At 72.9% G+C, this 14003-nt stretch carries 16 protein-coding genes; 5 read left to right on the top strand and 11 right to left on the bottom strand.

Going from position 1 to position 14003, the window contains the following annotated elements; genetic code table 11:
- Positions 1–186: 186 nt before the first annotated feature.
- Both mshA and ABH925_RS28780 read left to right on the top strand, forming a co-directional pair.
- A complete protein-coding gene (gene mshA / locus ABH925_RS28785; RefSeq protein WP_370152602.1) occupies positions 187–1503 on the top strand; it encodes a D-inositol-3-phosphate glycosyltransferase in 1317 nt (438 codons plus the stop codon).
- 21 nt (positions 1504–1524) lie between these two features.
- The gene (locus ABH925_RS28780) at positions 1525–2040 is read left to right on the top strand and encodes a YbjN domain-containing protein (RefSeq protein WP_370152498.1); all 516 of its coding nucleotides are present in this window, start codon (positions 1525–1527) and stop codon (positions 2038–2040) included.
- 53 nt (positions 2041–2093) lie between these two features.
- On the opposite strand, the gene ABH925_RS28775 is transcribed toward ABH925_RS28780, so the two are convergent.
- Both ABH925_RS28775 and ABH925_RS28770 read right to left on the bottom strand, forming a co-directional pair.
- Complete coding sequence (locus tag ABH925_RS28775) at positions 2094–3074, bottom strand: asparaginase (RefSeq protein WP_370152495.1); 981 nt, start codon at positions 3072–3074, stop codon at positions 2094–2096.
- Between the two features lie 5 nt (positions 3075–3079).
- A complete protein-coding gene (locus ABH925_RS28770) occupies positions 3080–3601 on the bottom strand; it encodes an aerial mycelium formation protein (protein WP_370152493.1) in 522 nt (173 codons plus the stop codon).
- A gap of 246 nt (positions 3602–3847) precedes the next feature.
- Here ABH925_RS28770 and dtd point away from each other — a divergent pair, with 246 nt between their 5' ends.
- Complete coding sequence (gene dtd / locus ABH925_RS28765; protein WP_370152490.1) at positions 3848–4291, top strand: D-aminoacyl-tRNA deacylase; 444 nt, start codon at positions 3848–3850, stop codon at positions 4289–4291.
- A gap of 71 nt (positions 4292–4362) precedes the next feature.
- Here dtd and ABH925_RS28760 read toward each other — a convergent pair whose 3' ends face one another.
- From ABH925_RS28760 to ABH925_RS28750, 3 genes are all read right to left on the bottom strand, one after another.
- A complete protein-coding gene (locus ABH925_RS28760; RefSeq protein WP_370152487.1) occupies positions 4363–5352 on the bottom strand; it encodes a folate-binding protein YgfZ in 990 nt (329 codons plus the stop codon).
- Positions 5349–5777, bottom strand: a complete 429-nt coding sequence (locus ABH925_RS28755; RefSeq protein WP_370152484.1) for a Fur family transcriptional regulator — start codon at positions 5775–5777, stop codon at positions 5349–5351. The genes ABH925_RS28760 and ABH925_RS28755 overlap by 4 nt, the downstream gene beginning before the upstream one ends.
- 110 nt (positions 5778–5887) lie before the next feature.
- Positions 5888–6493, bottom strand: coding sequence for an FABP family protein (locus ABH925_RS28750; RefSeq protein ID WP_370152482.1), 606 nt, complete (start codon positions 6491–6493; stop codon positions 5888–5890).
- Positions 6494–6722: 229 nt separating this feature from the next.
- On the opposite strand from ABH925_RS28750, the gene ABH925_RS28745 reads away from it, so the two are divergent.
- On the top strand, positions 6723–7085 hold the full coding sequence (locus ABH925_RS28745) for a DsrE family protein (protein WP_370152480.1): 363 nt from the start codon (positions 6723–6725) through the stop codon (positions 7083–7085).
- 75 nt (positions 7086–7160) lie between these two features.
- Here ABH925_RS28745 and ABH925_RS28740 read toward each other — a convergent pair whose 3' ends face one another.
- From ABH925_RS28740 to ABH925_RS28715, 6 genes are all read right to left on the bottom strand, one after another.
- A complete protein-coding gene (locus tag ABH925_RS28740; protein WP_030255809.1) occupies positions 7161–7451 on the bottom strand; it encodes a DUF1416 domain-containing protein in 291 nt (96 codons plus the stop codon).
- 30 nt (positions 7452–7481) lie between these two features.
- On the bottom strand, positions 7482–8324 hold the full coding sequence (locus ABH925_RS28735) for a sulfurtransferase (RefSeq protein WP_370152478.1): 843 nt from the start codon (positions 8322–8324) through the stop codon (positions 7482–7484).
- A 477-nt stretch (positions 8325–8801) separates the two neighbouring features.
- Complete coding sequence (locus ABH925_RS28730; protein WP_370152476.1) at positions 8802–9509, bottom strand: DUF2993 domain-containing protein; 708 nt, start codon at positions 9507–9509, stop codon at positions 8802–8804.
- Between the two features lie 75 nt (positions 9510–9584).
- Positions 9585–11777, bottom strand: a complete 2193-nt coding sequence (locus ABH925_RS28725; protein ID WP_370152474.1) for a hypothetical protein — start codon at positions 11775–11777, stop codon at positions 9585–9587.
- Positions 11778–11785: 8 nt separating this feature from the next.
- The gene (locus ABH925_RS28720; RefSeq protein ID WP_370152472.1) at positions 11786–12091 is read right to left on the bottom strand and encodes a MoaD/ThiS family protein; all 306 of its coding nucleotides are present in this window, start codon (positions 12089–12091) and stop codon (positions 11786–11788) included.
- 59 nt (positions 12092–12150) lie between these two features.
- Positions 12151–13011 (bottom strand): alpha/beta hydrolase, encoded by an 861-nt coding sequence (locus ABH925_RS28715; RefSeq protein WP_370152469.1) that lies wholly within the window; start codon positions 13009–13011, stop codon positions 12151–12153.
- Between the two features lie 187 nt (positions 13012–13198).
- Between ABH925_RS28715 and ABH925_RS28710 the strand changes: the two genes are divergently transcribed.
- Positions 13199–13957, top strand: a complete 759-nt coding sequence (locus tag ABH925_RS28710) for a winged helix-turn-helix domain-containing protein (protein WP_370152466.1) — start codon at positions 13199–13201, stop codon at positions 13955–13957.
- Positions 13958–14003: the final 46 nt, after the last annotated feature.

Raw genomic sequence — 14003 nt, 5'->3', positions numbered from 1 at the left:
GGCGAGCCTACGCGGCGCCGGGCCGCCGCCGGACCGGCCGGACCACCCCGCCGGACGGCCCGCGGGAGCGCGGGGGCCGACGGCGGGACCGGCCGGGAATCGCGGGCGGAAGCAGGCCGGGAATCGTGGGCGGGAGAAGGTGAGGAGGCTGCCGGGAATCACGCGGGCCGGGTTTCTGTTGTGAGCGTGTTGACGGGTCGCCGAGCGGCCGGAGCTGGATCGAGAGGACGAGTGGTGACGCAGCGCCCTGCCCGCGTGGCAATGCTGAGCGTGCACACCTCCCCGCTGCACCAGCCGGGGACCGGTGATGCCGGAGGCATGAACGTCTACATCGTGGAGCTGTCCAAGCGCCTCGCCGAGCTGGGCGTCGAGGTCGAGGTCTTCACCCGGGCCACCGCGTCCGGCCTTCCGCCCACCGTCGAACTCGCCCCCGGCGTCCTGGTCCGGCACGTCACCGCCGGACCGTACGAGGGACTCTTCAAGGAAGACCTGCCGGCCCAGTTCTGCGCCTTCACCCACGGCGTGCTGCGCGCCGAGGCGGCCAACCGCCCCGGCTACTACGACCTGGTCCACTCCCACTACTGGCTGTCCGGGCAGGTCGGCTGGCTCGCGGCCGAACGCTGGGGCGTGCCGCTGGTGCACACCATGCACACCATGGCCAAGGTGAAGAACGCCGCGCTGGCGGTGGGCGACACCCCCGAACCGCTGGCACGGGTGGTCGGCGAGACCCAGGTCGTGGAGGCGGCGGACCGGCTGATAGCCAACACGGTCGAGGAGGCCGACGACCTCGCCCTGCACTACGGCGCGCGCCCGGACCAGCTCTCGGTGGTCCACCCCGGCGTCAACCTGGACGTGTTCCGGCCGGGCGGCCACGGTGACCGCGACGCCGTCCGGGCCCGGCTCGGACTGCCGCTGGACGCCACCGTGCTGCTCTTCGCGGGCCGGATACAGCCGCTCAAGGCCCCGGACGTGCTGCTGCGCGCCGTCGCCGACCTGCTGCGGCAGGTGCCCGCGCTCCGTGAGCGGCTGGTCGTCCCGATCGTCGGGGGCCCCAGCGGCAGCGGGCTGGCGCGGCCCGAGAGCCTGCACAAGCTGGCGGCCCAACTCGGTATCTCGGACGTGGTGCGATTCCACCCGCCGGTGGGGCAGGCGCAGCTCGCGGACTGGTACCGGGCGGCTACGGCGCTGGTGATGCCCTCCTACAGCGAGTCCTTCGGGCTGGTCGCGCTGGAGGCCCAGGCCTGCGGCACTCCGGTGGTGGCGGCAGCGGTCGGCGGACTGCCGGTGGCGGTGCGCGACGGCGAGACCGGCTTCCTCGTGGACGGCCACGACACCGGCGACTGGGCCAGGACGCTGCGCCGCTTCGTCGACGCGCCCGAGCTGGGTGCGCGGATGGGCGCGGCGGCGGCCCGGCACGCCGACGGCTTCGGCTGGGCGAACGCGGCCGCCGGCACCGCCGAGGTGTACGCGCGGGCGATGAGCACCCGGGCCACCCGCCAGTAGGCGGAGCGGTACCGTCGGGACATGGATCACTCCGCCTCCGCCCGCGAAACAGCCGTTGCGGTGCTGCGCGCCGCCCTGGACGAGTCCGGTGTGCCCTGGGAGCAGCCCGCCGACGACCCGCACACCTTCGTGGCCACCCTGCCGGGCACCCGCAAGCTGTCCACGACCTGCTCACTGCGCGTCGGCGAACACACCCTGAGCGTCAACGCCTTCGTGGTGCGCCGGCCGGACGAGAACCACGAGGGCGTCTACCGCTGGCTGCTGGAACGCAACACCCGGCTGTACGGCCTCGCCTACGCGATCGACCGGCTCGGCGACGTCTACCTGGTCGGACGGCTGCCGCTGGCGGCGGTGACCGCCGCGGAGGTGGACCGGCTGCTGGGGACGGTGCTCAGCAACGCCGACGAGCCCTTCAACACCCTGCTGGAGCTGGGGTTCGCCTCCGCGATCCGGCGCGAGTGGGAGTGGCGCACGAAGCGGGGCGAGTCCACCCGCAACCTCGACGCCTTCACCCACCTCACCCGCCCGGAGGCCTAGCGGCTCAGGCGCCTGATCCGCCAGGACGCCCAGCGGCTCGGACGCCCGGCCGCTCAGACGGTGGCGCGGATCTCGCCGACCGGGCGGCCGCCGCCGTAGAGGGGGGCCGAGCCGATCCGGTCGAGGGTGTCGCCGGTGGCGGTGACGCCCATCCGGCGCAACGTGGCGGCGAGCACCGGGCCGACCGCGCGGTATCCGCCGTCGTCGATCTTGAAGGCCAGGGCCCGGCCGTCCGGCAGGGCCACCGCCTGGACCGCTTCGGCGCCCATCTTGGACATCGCGCCGGGGACGCCCCGCATCAGCCAGGTGTCGATGCGGCGGGTGCCGGCGACGTACTCGGGATGGGCGCGCATGGCATCGGCAACCCGGAGCTCGGGGCTGCCGGGGTCGGCGAGGACCATGGTGCGGAAGGCGCGGGCGAGGCCGACCAGGCTGATCGCCATCAGCGGGGCGCCACAGCCGTCGGTGCCGATCGCGGTCACCGTCTCGCCGCTGAGGTCCTGCAGGGTGGCCAGGACCTGCTGCTGCACCGGGTGCTCCAGGTCGAGGTAGCTCGCCGTGTCCCAGCCGCGGGCGACGCAGGCGGCGAGCATCGCGGCGTGCTTGCCGGAGCAGTCCATCAGGATCGGCTCGGGGTGACCGCCGGCGCGTATCCAGGCCTCCGTCTCGGCCTCGTCCAGCGGCATGGACGGAGGGGTCTGCAGCGCGTCCACGCCCAGACCGGCACCGGCCAGGATCGCCCTGACCCCGTCCAGGTGAAACGATTCTGCGGAGTGGCTGGCCGCGGTCAGGGCCAGCAGCTCGCCGTCCAGGTCGAGGCCGGTCCGCAGGACCGCGGTGGCCTGCATGGGCTTGTTGCTGGAGCGCGGGAAGACCGGGAGCTCGGGCGTGCCGAGGGCGAACTCGACCGATCCGTCGGCGGCGAGCACCACCAGCGAGCCGCGGTGACAGCCCTCCGTGAATCCGGACCGCACCACCTCCGCGAGAACGGCAGGTGCGGTGGGGGCCGACATCGTCGTGGGCCTGGCGGTCATCTGGTTCAGCCTCCGGTGAGCAGGTCGTCTACACGCGCTTCCCCCTCACGGTACCTGCGGGTGATCTCCGCGCTGCACCCGTCCACCATCCGCTGGAATCCCTGGCGCCGGACCGAGATCGTGCGCTCATGGGCGGTCAGCCGGATACAGGCCGCCTGCAGCGCGCTGTCCGCCTGGGCCTGCAGATCGGCCAGCGCGATGTCGTCCATGACCGCGTCGGCGAGGGCCTGGAACTCCTCGCTGCGCGGTGTGCCCAGGGTCACGTGCCGGGAGGAGTTGCGGACCTGGGAGGGCAGGTCGGTGAGGATCTCGGCGAGTTGCTCCAGAAGGGTGTCGGCCGCTGAACTGCGCCCGCTGCGGCGGGTGAGCTCGGCTCGCAGGATGTCGACCCGGCCCTGCAGCAGGCGGCGCAGGTAGGAGAGGTCGGCCTCGTCCTCCTGGGCCTGGCGGCGCAAGGTACGGAGTTCGTCCAGGCCGAGCGCGCCGAAGTCGGTCCGGTCGGTCCGGTCGTTCCTGTCGCGCACCACGCTTGCCGTCCCCGAGGTCGTGTACCAGTGTCCCGGTTTCCCGCTCCACCCGCCGCATCGTGCCACTCACCGGGCACCGCGCGCAGGCGGCCTGCACCCGATCGGACCCCTGGCGAATTGAGGTGGCTCATACGACCGGTGCATATTCCCTGCCCAGAGCCTCGGCGACGGGGACGGAGGGGCGCGCGGTCGCGCGCGCACGCCCCCCTGGCTGGAGCAGAGCGGCGCTGGACCACAATGAGCCCCATGCGTGCTGTGGCTCAGGTCGTGACCGAAGCGAAAGTGACCGTCGAGGGCGAGGTGGTCGGCTCCATCGTGGGCCCCGGACTCTGCGTCCTGGTCGGGGTGTCCCACGACGACACCCCGGAGCAGGCGGCGCTGCTGGCCCGCAAGCTGTGGTCGCTGCGGATCTTCTCGAAGGGGCACGACCTGGAGGGCGAGAGGTCCTGTTCCGACCTCGACGCCCCCCTGCTGGTGATCAGTCAGTTCACCCTCTACGGTGATGCCCGCAAGGGGCGCCGCCCCACCTGGAACGCGGCCGCGCCCGGTCCGGTCGCCGAGCCGCTGGTGGACGAGGTGGTGACCCAACTCCGGAAGCTGGGCGCCACCGTGGAGACCGGCAGGTTCGGCGCGGACATGCAGGTGTCGCTGGTCAACGACGGACCCTTCACCATGCTGCTGGAGTTCTGACAGGGAATCCGAAAGAGCGAGTCGCCCGAGCCGCCGTCAGCAGAGCCGGCGCTCCCGGGCGCTCCCCGGCGCTACTGCGGGACGACGACCTCCTGCGTGGCCGGGACCGTCCCGGCCAGCAGCGGTGCGTCCACCGCGGTGTTGCGCTTGACCAGCGCCAGCGCGACCGGGCCCAGCTCGTGGTGCCGGGCCGAGGAGGTCACGAAGCCCACCGGCCGGCCCTCCGGACCGGCGTCCGCGAGGCGGACCTCGGCGCCGTGCCCCGGCAGCAGCTCCATGCTGCCGTCCAGGTGCAGGAAGACCAGACGGCGCGGCGGACGGCCGAGGTTGTGCACCCGGGCCACCGTCTCCTGGCCCCGGTAGCAGCCCTTCTGCAGGTGCACGGCGCTCTCCAGCCAGCCCAGCTCATGCGGGATGGTGCGGTGGTCGGTCTCGAACCCGAGCCGCGGGCGGTGCGCCTCGACGCGCAGCGCCTCGTAAGCCCACAGTCCGGACGGCGCGCCGAAGGCCTCCGGGGCGGCGGCCAGTTCGGCGCGCGGCAGGAACAGGTCCCGGCCGTGGGGCAGCTCGCGGACGGCGGCGGCGCCCGCCGCATCGGCGGGTGAACCGGCCGGAAGGTGCACCACCGCGTAGTCGGCGGTCGCGTCGGTGATCTCGACCTGGCTGAAGAACTTCATCTTCTCCAGGTACGCCACCAGCGCACCCTGGGTGCCCGGCTCGACATGCGCCCAGGTGGTCGTCCCGTCGTCGACCAGGTAGAGCGCGTGCTCGATGTGGCCGTTCGGGGAGAGGATCAGCGCCTCGGTGGCCTGCTGCGGTGGCAGCGCGCTGACGTGCTGGGTCAGCAGCAGGTGCAGCCAGCTCAGCCGCTCGGGACCGCTGACGGTGACCACTCCGCGGTGCGAGAGGTCGACGAAGCCCCGGCCCGCCACCAGCTCGCGCTGCTCGCGGAACAGTTCTCCGTAGTGCGCGGCGACGGCCGAGTCCACCCCGTCCGCGGCGACGGCACCGGGGTGGGACAGCAGCGGGCTGGGCGGGGCGATGACTGCGCTGGTGGTCACGGGGCGTCCTTGCTGGAGCAGTCGGCGCAGCGGCCGAAGATGGCGAAGTGCTTCATGTCCGTCTCGAAACCATGGGCGGCGCGCAGTGATTCCACCAGGGGCGAGGCGAGTTCCACCTCGGTCTCGGTGATCCGGTCGCAGTCGCGGCAGACCAGGTGCAGATGCTGGTGCCGGTCGGCCAGATGGTAGGTGGGGGCCCCGTGCCCGAGGTGGGCGTGCGAGACCAGGCCGAGTTCCTCCAGCAGGTCCAGCGTGCGGTAGACCGTGGAGATGTTGACGCCGGTGGCGGTCCGCCGGACCTCGGTGAGCACGTCGTCCGGGGTGGCGTGACCCAGCACGTCGACCGCCTGCAGCACCAGTTGCCGCTGCGGGGTCAGCCGGTAGCCGCGCGCTCTCAGATCGGTCTGCCAGTCGATGCCGCTCACCACGTCGCCCCTTCGCCGAAGTCCCGCACCCCGAGTCTATGGGGGTGCGGGACGAGTGCTCCGGTCCCGACGAGAGGACTCGTGGGAAAGACTCGACTCGTGGGAAGGACTCAGCGGAAGAAGGCGATGCCGTCGTCCGGAAGGTCCGCGATGTCCTCGATGAGCTTGGCCGGGTTGAGCACCTTCTTCAGCTGCCCGGACATGTACGGACGCAGCGGCACCTCGGGGGCGGACTTCTCGCCGACCCACATCAGCTCACCGTTGACCAGCCCGTACAGGCGCTTGCCGCCGCTGTACGGGGCCGAGCCCTCGATCCGGGCGACCGCGTCGGTGGCCAGCTCGATCTGCGGCTTGCCGTCGGCCAGCTGGCCGTACCAGATCTCGACCGTGCCGTCGTCGCGCACCGAGGAGACCTGGATCTCCCGGACGCCGCTGGTGCCGTGCTGGTTGGTGGTGACCCGCCAGAAGCCGGACTCGTTCTCCAGCGGGCGGACCTTGCCGCCCTCCGCGTCCAGGACCCAGCTGCGCGAGCGGTACTCGATGAACGGACGGCCGTCGTGCCGGAACACGACCTCCTGCCCGAAGTTGCACTTCTCCGAGCCCGGGCCCTCCTCCTGTCCGGGCAGCGCGGCATGCACGCCCGCGCCCTCCCAGGTCCCCAGCAGGAACGCCAGCGAGACGACGTCCTTGTGCAGGCCGGACGGTACCTCGATCATCTCAGCGCTGACCCTGGTAGAGCTTCTTCACCGAGTAGACGGCGAACCAGACGATCACGACGGCCATGACGGCAAGCAGGGCGTCGTAGAAGTGCACAAGGCTGAACACGCGCGTGCTCCTCGGAGGAGGGGAATGGACCAGGACCGAGTCTAGTCGCCGGGTGGCGGAGACTCGTGGTGAGCCCCACCACGCGCGTCCGGCGCCGTGTCACTGCATAGGCTGATCGCCATGTCGAAGAAGCTGGTCATCAAGGTCACCGCCGGCGCGGACGCTCCGGAGCGGTGTTCGCAGGCGTTCACGGTGGCGACGGTCGCGCTCGCGAGCGGGGTGGAGGTGTCGCTCTGGCTGACCGGGGAGTCGAGCTGGTTCGCCCTGCCCGGGAAGGCGGCGACGTTCGAGCTCCCGCATTCCGCGCCGCTGGACGAACTGATGGACGCGCTGCTCGCCGGGGGGACGGTCACGCTGTGCACGCAGTGCGCGGTGCGGCGCGGGATCACCAAGGAGGACGTGCTGGACGGCGTGCGGATCGCCGGCGCGCAGGTGTTCGTCAGCGAGATCATGGCCGACGGGGTCCAGGCGCTGGTCTACTGACCGGCCGGCGTCCCGGCCGGGACGCGCGGAAGGCGCGGGGCTCGTCCGAGCCCCGCGCCTTCCGTCCTGCCGCCGTCAGACGGCGATGGCCACCTCGGCCACCGCGCCCTGCTGGGCCGCGACCACGCGGTCCACGGTCGCACCGGGGACCAGGGCGCGCAGCGTCCAGGTGCCGGGCGCCGCGAAGAAGCGGAACTGCCCGGTCGCCGAGGTGGGCACCTCGGCGGTGAACTCGCCGCCCTCGTCCAGCAGTCGGACGTAGCCGTTGACCGGCTCGCCGTCGCGGGTCACCGAACCCTGGATGATGGTCTCGCTCGCCACGTCAACTCCTGCCAGATCGGGGCCGCCGGCCTTCGCACCGCACATGTTGTGTCTCCTTGGGGGTCTGGCCGGGGCTCAGTTGGAGCCGAGCTCGATCGGGACGCCGACGAGGCTGCCGTACTCGGTCCACGAGCCGTCGTAGTTCTTGACGTTGCTCTGGCCGAGCAGCTGGTGCAGCACGAACCAGGTGAGCGCGGAGCGCTCGCCGATCCGGCAGTAGGCGATGGTGTCCTTGGCCAGGTCGACGCTCTCGGCCTCGTAGAGGGCCTTGAGCTCGTCGTCCGACTTGAAGGTGCCGTCGTCGTTGGCGTTCTTCGACCACGGGATGTTGCGGGCGCTGGGCACGTGGCCGGGGCGCTGCGACTGCTCCTGCGGAAGGTGGGCCGGGGCGAGCAGACGGCCGGAGAACTCGTCGGGCGAGCGGACGTCGACCAGGTTCTTGCTGCCGATCGCGGCGATGACGTCGTCGCGGAAGGCACGGATCGAGGTGTCCTGGGCCTGGGCCTTGTACTCGGTCGCGGCGCGGGCCGGGACCTCGGTGCCGTCGACCAGGTCGCGGGAGTCCAGCTCCCACTTCTTGCGGCCGCCGTCCAGCAGCCGGACGTCGCCGTGGCCGTAGAGCTTGAAGTACCAGAAGGCGTACGAGGCGAACCAGTTGTTGTTGCCGCCGTAGAGCACGACGGTGTCGTCGTTGGCGATGCCCTTGGCGGACAGCAGCGCCTCGAACCCGGCCTGGTCGACGAAGTCGCGGCGCACCGGGTCCTGGAGGTCCTTCTTCCAGTCGATCCGGACGGCGTTGCGGATGTGGTTCTTGTCGTACGCGGCGGTGTCCTCGTCGACCTCGACGACGACGACCTTCGGGTCGTCCAGGTGGTCCTGGACCCAGTCGGCGCTTACCAGGACGTCACTGCGGCTCATGGGGATTCTCCATCCGGGGCAGTTGCGGAAGAGGGGCCGCGCGGGCATGCGTCCGGAGGGGAGTCCGGATCGTGGGACGGCGCGGCGGGAAAGTGCGGGAAGACTGCGAGATGTCTGCGTTGAACTGCGGGCTGGAAAAAGCCCGGCGAACTGGGGGCCTCAGACGGCCCGGTCAGCGCATTCGACAGAGGCAGGCGGACACGCGGCACAGGTCTACCGCCCGCCGCTTCGTGAGATCCGCCTGTCGCTTCATGCACTCGATGCTAGGGAACGCGAGCGCTGCTGTCATGGTTGTATTGAATGTTGAGACCAACTCGTCCACATCTCGGGATGATGGGCAGGTCGACCCGGTCGGGCAGCGGATCCGCGAAGCAGGAGGGCCCCGGGAAGGGTCCGGAAAACCGATCCGCGAGACGCCTGTGGACAGGTCGTCTCGCGGATCGGGACGGCGGCATGGTTGTTCGGGTACAGCCGGGCTCAGTTGCTGAGGGAGACTCCGGTGCCGGAGACGGCGATCGAAACGCCTTCCGGCTGCGACTGCACCGACTGCAGGCTGAGGCCGTGGGGCAGGCCCGACAGCGTGAACCGGGGCTGCAGGAAGGACGTCACCAGCCCGGCGACGCTGGGGTCCACCCCCGAGACGCCGGTCAGACCGGTGAGGCTGATGGCGCCGCCGCTCGCCACGCTGACGTCGGCGGTGCCGGACACCTGCTGCGCGCCGACGATCGGCAGGTCGACCGTTCCGGCGACCTTCACCTTGCCCGGGGCGCCCCCGTAGGCGACGGTCGGGTGGTTCGGCAGCACCGCGGAGAGGTCCTGGTAGGAGATCAGCGCGCTGCCGGTCGCGGTGTCGGCGACGGCGCTGGAGTAGTTGTTCGACATCGCCACGCCCTTGAGGTCGGCCGTGAAGTTCTGCAACCGCAACTGGCTGTTGAGTCCGGTGCTGGTGCCGTTCACGGTCAGGGTGCCGGCCTTGACCGTGAGCTCGTCCAGCTTGGAGCCGATCAGCTGGGTCAGGAAGGGGAAGCCGGCGATGCTGACACTGGGCTTCTGGCTCAGACCCTCGGAGGACTGGACCCTGGACGCGACCTCGCCCTCCGCGAGGTTGACCGCGACCCGGTCCGCCGCGACGAACAGGCCCAGCAGGACCACCAGGACGATGAGCAGGCGGCGCGCGGCACGCATGGTCGGCTTCCCCTCCGTTGACTGTGCAGGACGTACATCCCGGCCGGCCGGTGCTTCCCGGCCGGTCGGGCCCGGTCAGCCGGCCAGCAGCCGTCCGACCAGGTAGACCGCGGGGGCGGCGCAGGCCAGCGGCAGCGCGACCCCGGCGGTGAGGTGGACGAAGCGCGACGGGAAGTCGTACGCCGCCACCCGGCGCCCGACCAGCGCGCAGCCGCCCGCGGCAAGCCCGAGCAGTGCTCCCCCGACCGCCCCGGGCCCGGTGGCCGCGCCCAGCGCCAGGCCGGCCACCAGCGCGGCGGCCGCCGCCGCGGCGAAGCCCGCCTTCGCGGGCAGCATCGGCAGTGCGGAGACAAGGACGGCGACAGCGGCCGAAACGGTTCCGACGACGACCACGGCGCCGGTCGACCACCCGTGGTGGGTGACCGTCGCGGCCGCGACGAAGCACCCGGCCAGGACGGTCATCACGATGGCGGAGGCGCTGACGGTGAGGGCGTAGAAGCGTTCGTCCGGGTTGCTGGGACGGAAGATCTGCAGGATCAGCACCAGCAGGAAGAACCCGCCGAGCGTGCCTGCCAGCACGGCCGGGGCGGTGCCGCCGGCCGCGGCCAGCATCGCGGCGTCGGCGGTGACCCCGCCGAGGGCGGCCAGCGCGATGCCCTGCCGGGCCGGCCACATCCCGTTCAGCCGGAACCAGCCGGCGGCGGTGACCGCCTGCAGCAACAGCGCGGGCACGACCAGCGCGGTACGGCCGAGGAGTGCGGCGAGGGCGAGCAGCAGGGCGATCCCGAAGGTCGCGGCGGCCGGCTGGATGCCCGGATCGATGATCGGCGAGCCGGTGCGCTGCGGCGCGGCGGTCGGCGCGGGCACGAATCCGGCCGCGCCGACGTCGGGCCCGGTGGGCTGCGCGGCGGCGAAGGCCGAGCGCAGCGAGCCGTCGCCGACCTGCGCGTCCAGCGCGGGCGGGGGCGGCGGCGCGAAGACCCCTGCGGGGCCGGTGGGCTGGGCGGCGGCGAAGGTCTCCCGCAGCGAGGTCGGCGCCCCGTACGCGACGGGGGCGTCCGCCCAGCCGGTCCCCTCCGGGCCGGCCTCGGCCGGTGCCCCGGCGGGGTACTCCGGCGCCGGCGCCCCGGCTGCACCGGGGAAGCCGGGCCCGCCGGGCCCGCCGGGGGTGAAGCTCTGCTGCGGCACGCCCTGACCGGGGCCGGGGAGGCCGGGCCCGCCGGGCATCGGGGTACCCGCCGCACCGGGCCCGAAGCCTGAACCGTCCATGCCGGGACCCGCGCCCGGACCTCCGGTCGGGTATCCCGGGCCACCGGGCGCGAAGCCCTGGCCGGCCCCCGGGTACCCCGGTGCGCCCTGCTGGGCGCCTGCGTAGCCGGGAGCGCCCTGACCGGCACCGAGGAAACCGGGATGGCCCTGCTGCGTGCCGGTGTACCCGGGATTGCCCTGACCCGGATCGGGGAAGCCCGGACTGCCCTGCTGCCCGCCCGGGTAACCGGGTGGGCCCTGCTGCGTGCCGGGATAGCCGGGCGCGGCCTGCTGCCCGCCGTGGATGCCGGGATTGCCCGGCTGCCCGCTGTGGCGGCCGGGGTTGCCCTGGGCGGGGCCGGGGTAGCCGGGAGCCGTGCCCGGGGCCTGGACGCCAGGCATGCCGGGCGGGAACGGAGGGCCCTGCGGGGCGAAGCCCTGGCCCTGGGCAGGCGGAAAGCCCTGGTCCTGAGCGGGCGGGAAGGGCTGGCCGGAGGCGGGCGGGAAGGGCTGGCCGGGCATGCCGTGGGCGGCGCCGGGGTGGCCGGGGCCCTCCGGGGCGAAGCCCGCTCCCGGCATGCCGGGGTAGGCCGGGGCACCGGGTCCGGCCGGTCCGTCCTGCTGGGGGTAGGCGGGCGACGGCTGGGGCTGCCAGGCGCGCGGCGGGGCGGGGGGCTGCTGGACGCCGAGAGGGTCGAGGGGGTCGATCCAGGACGGGGACTCGGCGAAGGCCTGCGGGGGCAGCGGGGTCTCGCCGGTCGCGTACTTCTCGTGGATCTGGCCGAAGCGCGACGCCGGCTGCGGCGTCGGTTCGTCCGCGCCGAGCGGTGGCACCGGCGGAAGCAACGCGGTGGCGTCCGCGCCGAGCGGTGGCACCGGCGGAAGCAACGCGGTGGCGTCCGCGCCGAGCGGTGGCACCGGCGGGAGCAGCGCGGTGGCGTCCGCGTCGGGCCAGCCCCCGGCCGGGGGCTGCGGTGAACCGTCGGCCGGGTAGATGGGTGAGCCTGAATAGCCGGACATGATCTGCGTCACCCTCCCGCGAACGGCGGCAGCACCTCGACGGTGCCGCCCTCGGCCAGCGCGACACCGGCGTGGTCGCGGGTGCCGACGGGGTCACCGTCGACCAGGAACGAGCACAGGCTGAGCACCCGCGCGAAACCGGGCCGGTCCGCGTGCCGCTGCCGCGCGGCGTCCAGCGCCTGCTGCAGCGTCGCCGCCCGGTACGGCTCCTCGCCGGTGCCGGCCTCGGCCTTGGCCGCGGCCCAGTAGCGGATCACGCCCTCATGCGCGTCTGCCGTGCCGGCCGTGTCGGCGGATGCCGTCGGAACGGTCATCTCACCCTCCTCAGTGGAACCTCGCATCGGGCCATCATGGCGTCCTCCGGCCGCTCCCGTCACCGCGACACCGCCAGCCATTCGCCCACACGTTCGAGAAGTGCCTCGTCAGCGGCGTTCTCGGCGTGCCCGAATCCCGGCTCGATCCACAGCTCGGCGGAGCCGTTGGCGGCGGCCGCACCGTGCAGTGAGCGCGGGTGGTCCAGCGGGAAGTAGGGGTCGCTGTCGCCGTGCACCACCAGCAGCGGGATACCGCGCCGTGTCAGCCTCGCCGCCGCCTCCACCGGGGGCACCGGCAGCTCGGTCCACTCGCGCGGGTCGATCCTGGTGTGCAGTCCGAGCCGGCCGACCAGCCGGCCCAGCGGCCGCATCACCACCCAGTGCAGCCGCCGCATCGGCACCGTGCCCCGGTAGTACCAGCGCGCCGGGGCGCTCACCGCCGCGACGGCCTCGACACCTCCGTACAACGCGGCGTGCCGGACCACGACCGCGCCGCCCATCGAGAAGCCGACGGTGGCGACCCGCCGATAGCCCAGCGAACGGGCCCAGTCGATCGCCGCCCGCAGGTCCAGCACCTCCCGGTCGCCCACCGTGGACAGCCCCTCGGAGCGGCCGTGGCCCCGGAACGAGAAGGTCACCACCCCGGCGTGCCGGGCCAGCACGGCCGCCGCCCGGCGTACCGCCGGCCGTTCCACCGCACCGGTGAATCCATGCGCGAGCACGACGGCGAGACCGCCCGCGGCCTCCCCCTCGCCATCCGGTCCGGTGCTGCCCCGGGCACCTTCCGCCCGGCCCCGGTACGGCAGGTGCGCAGCGTGGATACGCACCCCGTCCGAGGTGAGCAGAAGCGCCTCGGCGGGTGCGCTCCAGGGGCGTGCGCCCCCGCCGGTCCTGGTCAGACCCTTCGCGGCAGCGTCCATGTGGGCTATTCTCCTTCTCCAAGGGATCCGGGCAGAGTCGCCCCCGGGTCCTTTTGTGCTTTCAGAACGGATGCGCACAACGCCGTGTGCCGTCGTCCTGGTCTCGGGAGTACTGGCATCTCGGGAGTACTGGCATCCGGAGGGTTGCGGCCCTCACCGTCCCACCCGGAAAGGGGACTAGCCGGGTATGAGTTCTCTACTGCTGCTGACCAACGCCCTCCAGCCGTCCGCCGAGGTCCTTCCCGCACTCGGCCTGCTGCTGCACAGCGTGCGCGTGGCGCCCGCGGAGGGCTCCGCCCTGGTGGACACACCCAGCGCCGACGTGATCCTGGTCGACGGCCGACGTGACCTCCCACACATCCGCAGCCTGTGCCAGCTACTGCGCTCCACCGGCACCGGGGCACCGGTGGTGCTGATCGTCACCGAGGGCGGCCTGACCGCCGTCACCGCCGACTGGGGCATCGACGACGTGCTGCTGGACACCGCGGGACCGGCCGAGGTCGAGGCCCGGATCCGGCTCGCCACCGGGCGGATGCAGGTGGTCCAGGACGACAGCCCGATGGAGATCCGCAACGGCGACCTGTCGGTGGACGAGGCGACGTACAGCGCCCGGCTCAAGGGCCGGGTGCTGGACCTGACCTTCAAGGAATTCGAGCTGATCAAGTACCTCGCGCAGCACCCGGGCCGGGTCTTCACCCGGGCCCAGCTGCTGCAGGAGGTCTGGGGCTACGACTACTTCGGCGGCACCCGGACGGTGGACGTGCACGTCCGCCGGCTGCGCGCCAAGCTCGGCCCCGAGCACGAACAGCTGATCGGCACCGTGCGCAACGTCGGCTACCGGTTCGTGGTGCCGGAGAAGGCCGAGAAGGGCTCGGTGCCCCGGTCCGAGGCCACCGACGCCGCCGGGATCGAGTCGGCGGCCGAGGCCGTTGAGGTCGAGGCGTAGCGCCGGGCGCACGGCAGGGCCCCGGGGGGCTTCCGGGCCCCTGCCG

Source organism: Streptacidiphilus sp. EB129 (genome assembly GCF_041262645.1).
Taxonomy (GTDB): domain Bacteria; phylum Actinomycetota; class Actinomycetes; order Streptomycetales; family Streptomycetaceae; genus Streptacidiphilus.
Note: the sequence above shows the minus strand (reverse complement) of the source record. Positions and strands in the feature narration are given on the sequence as shown.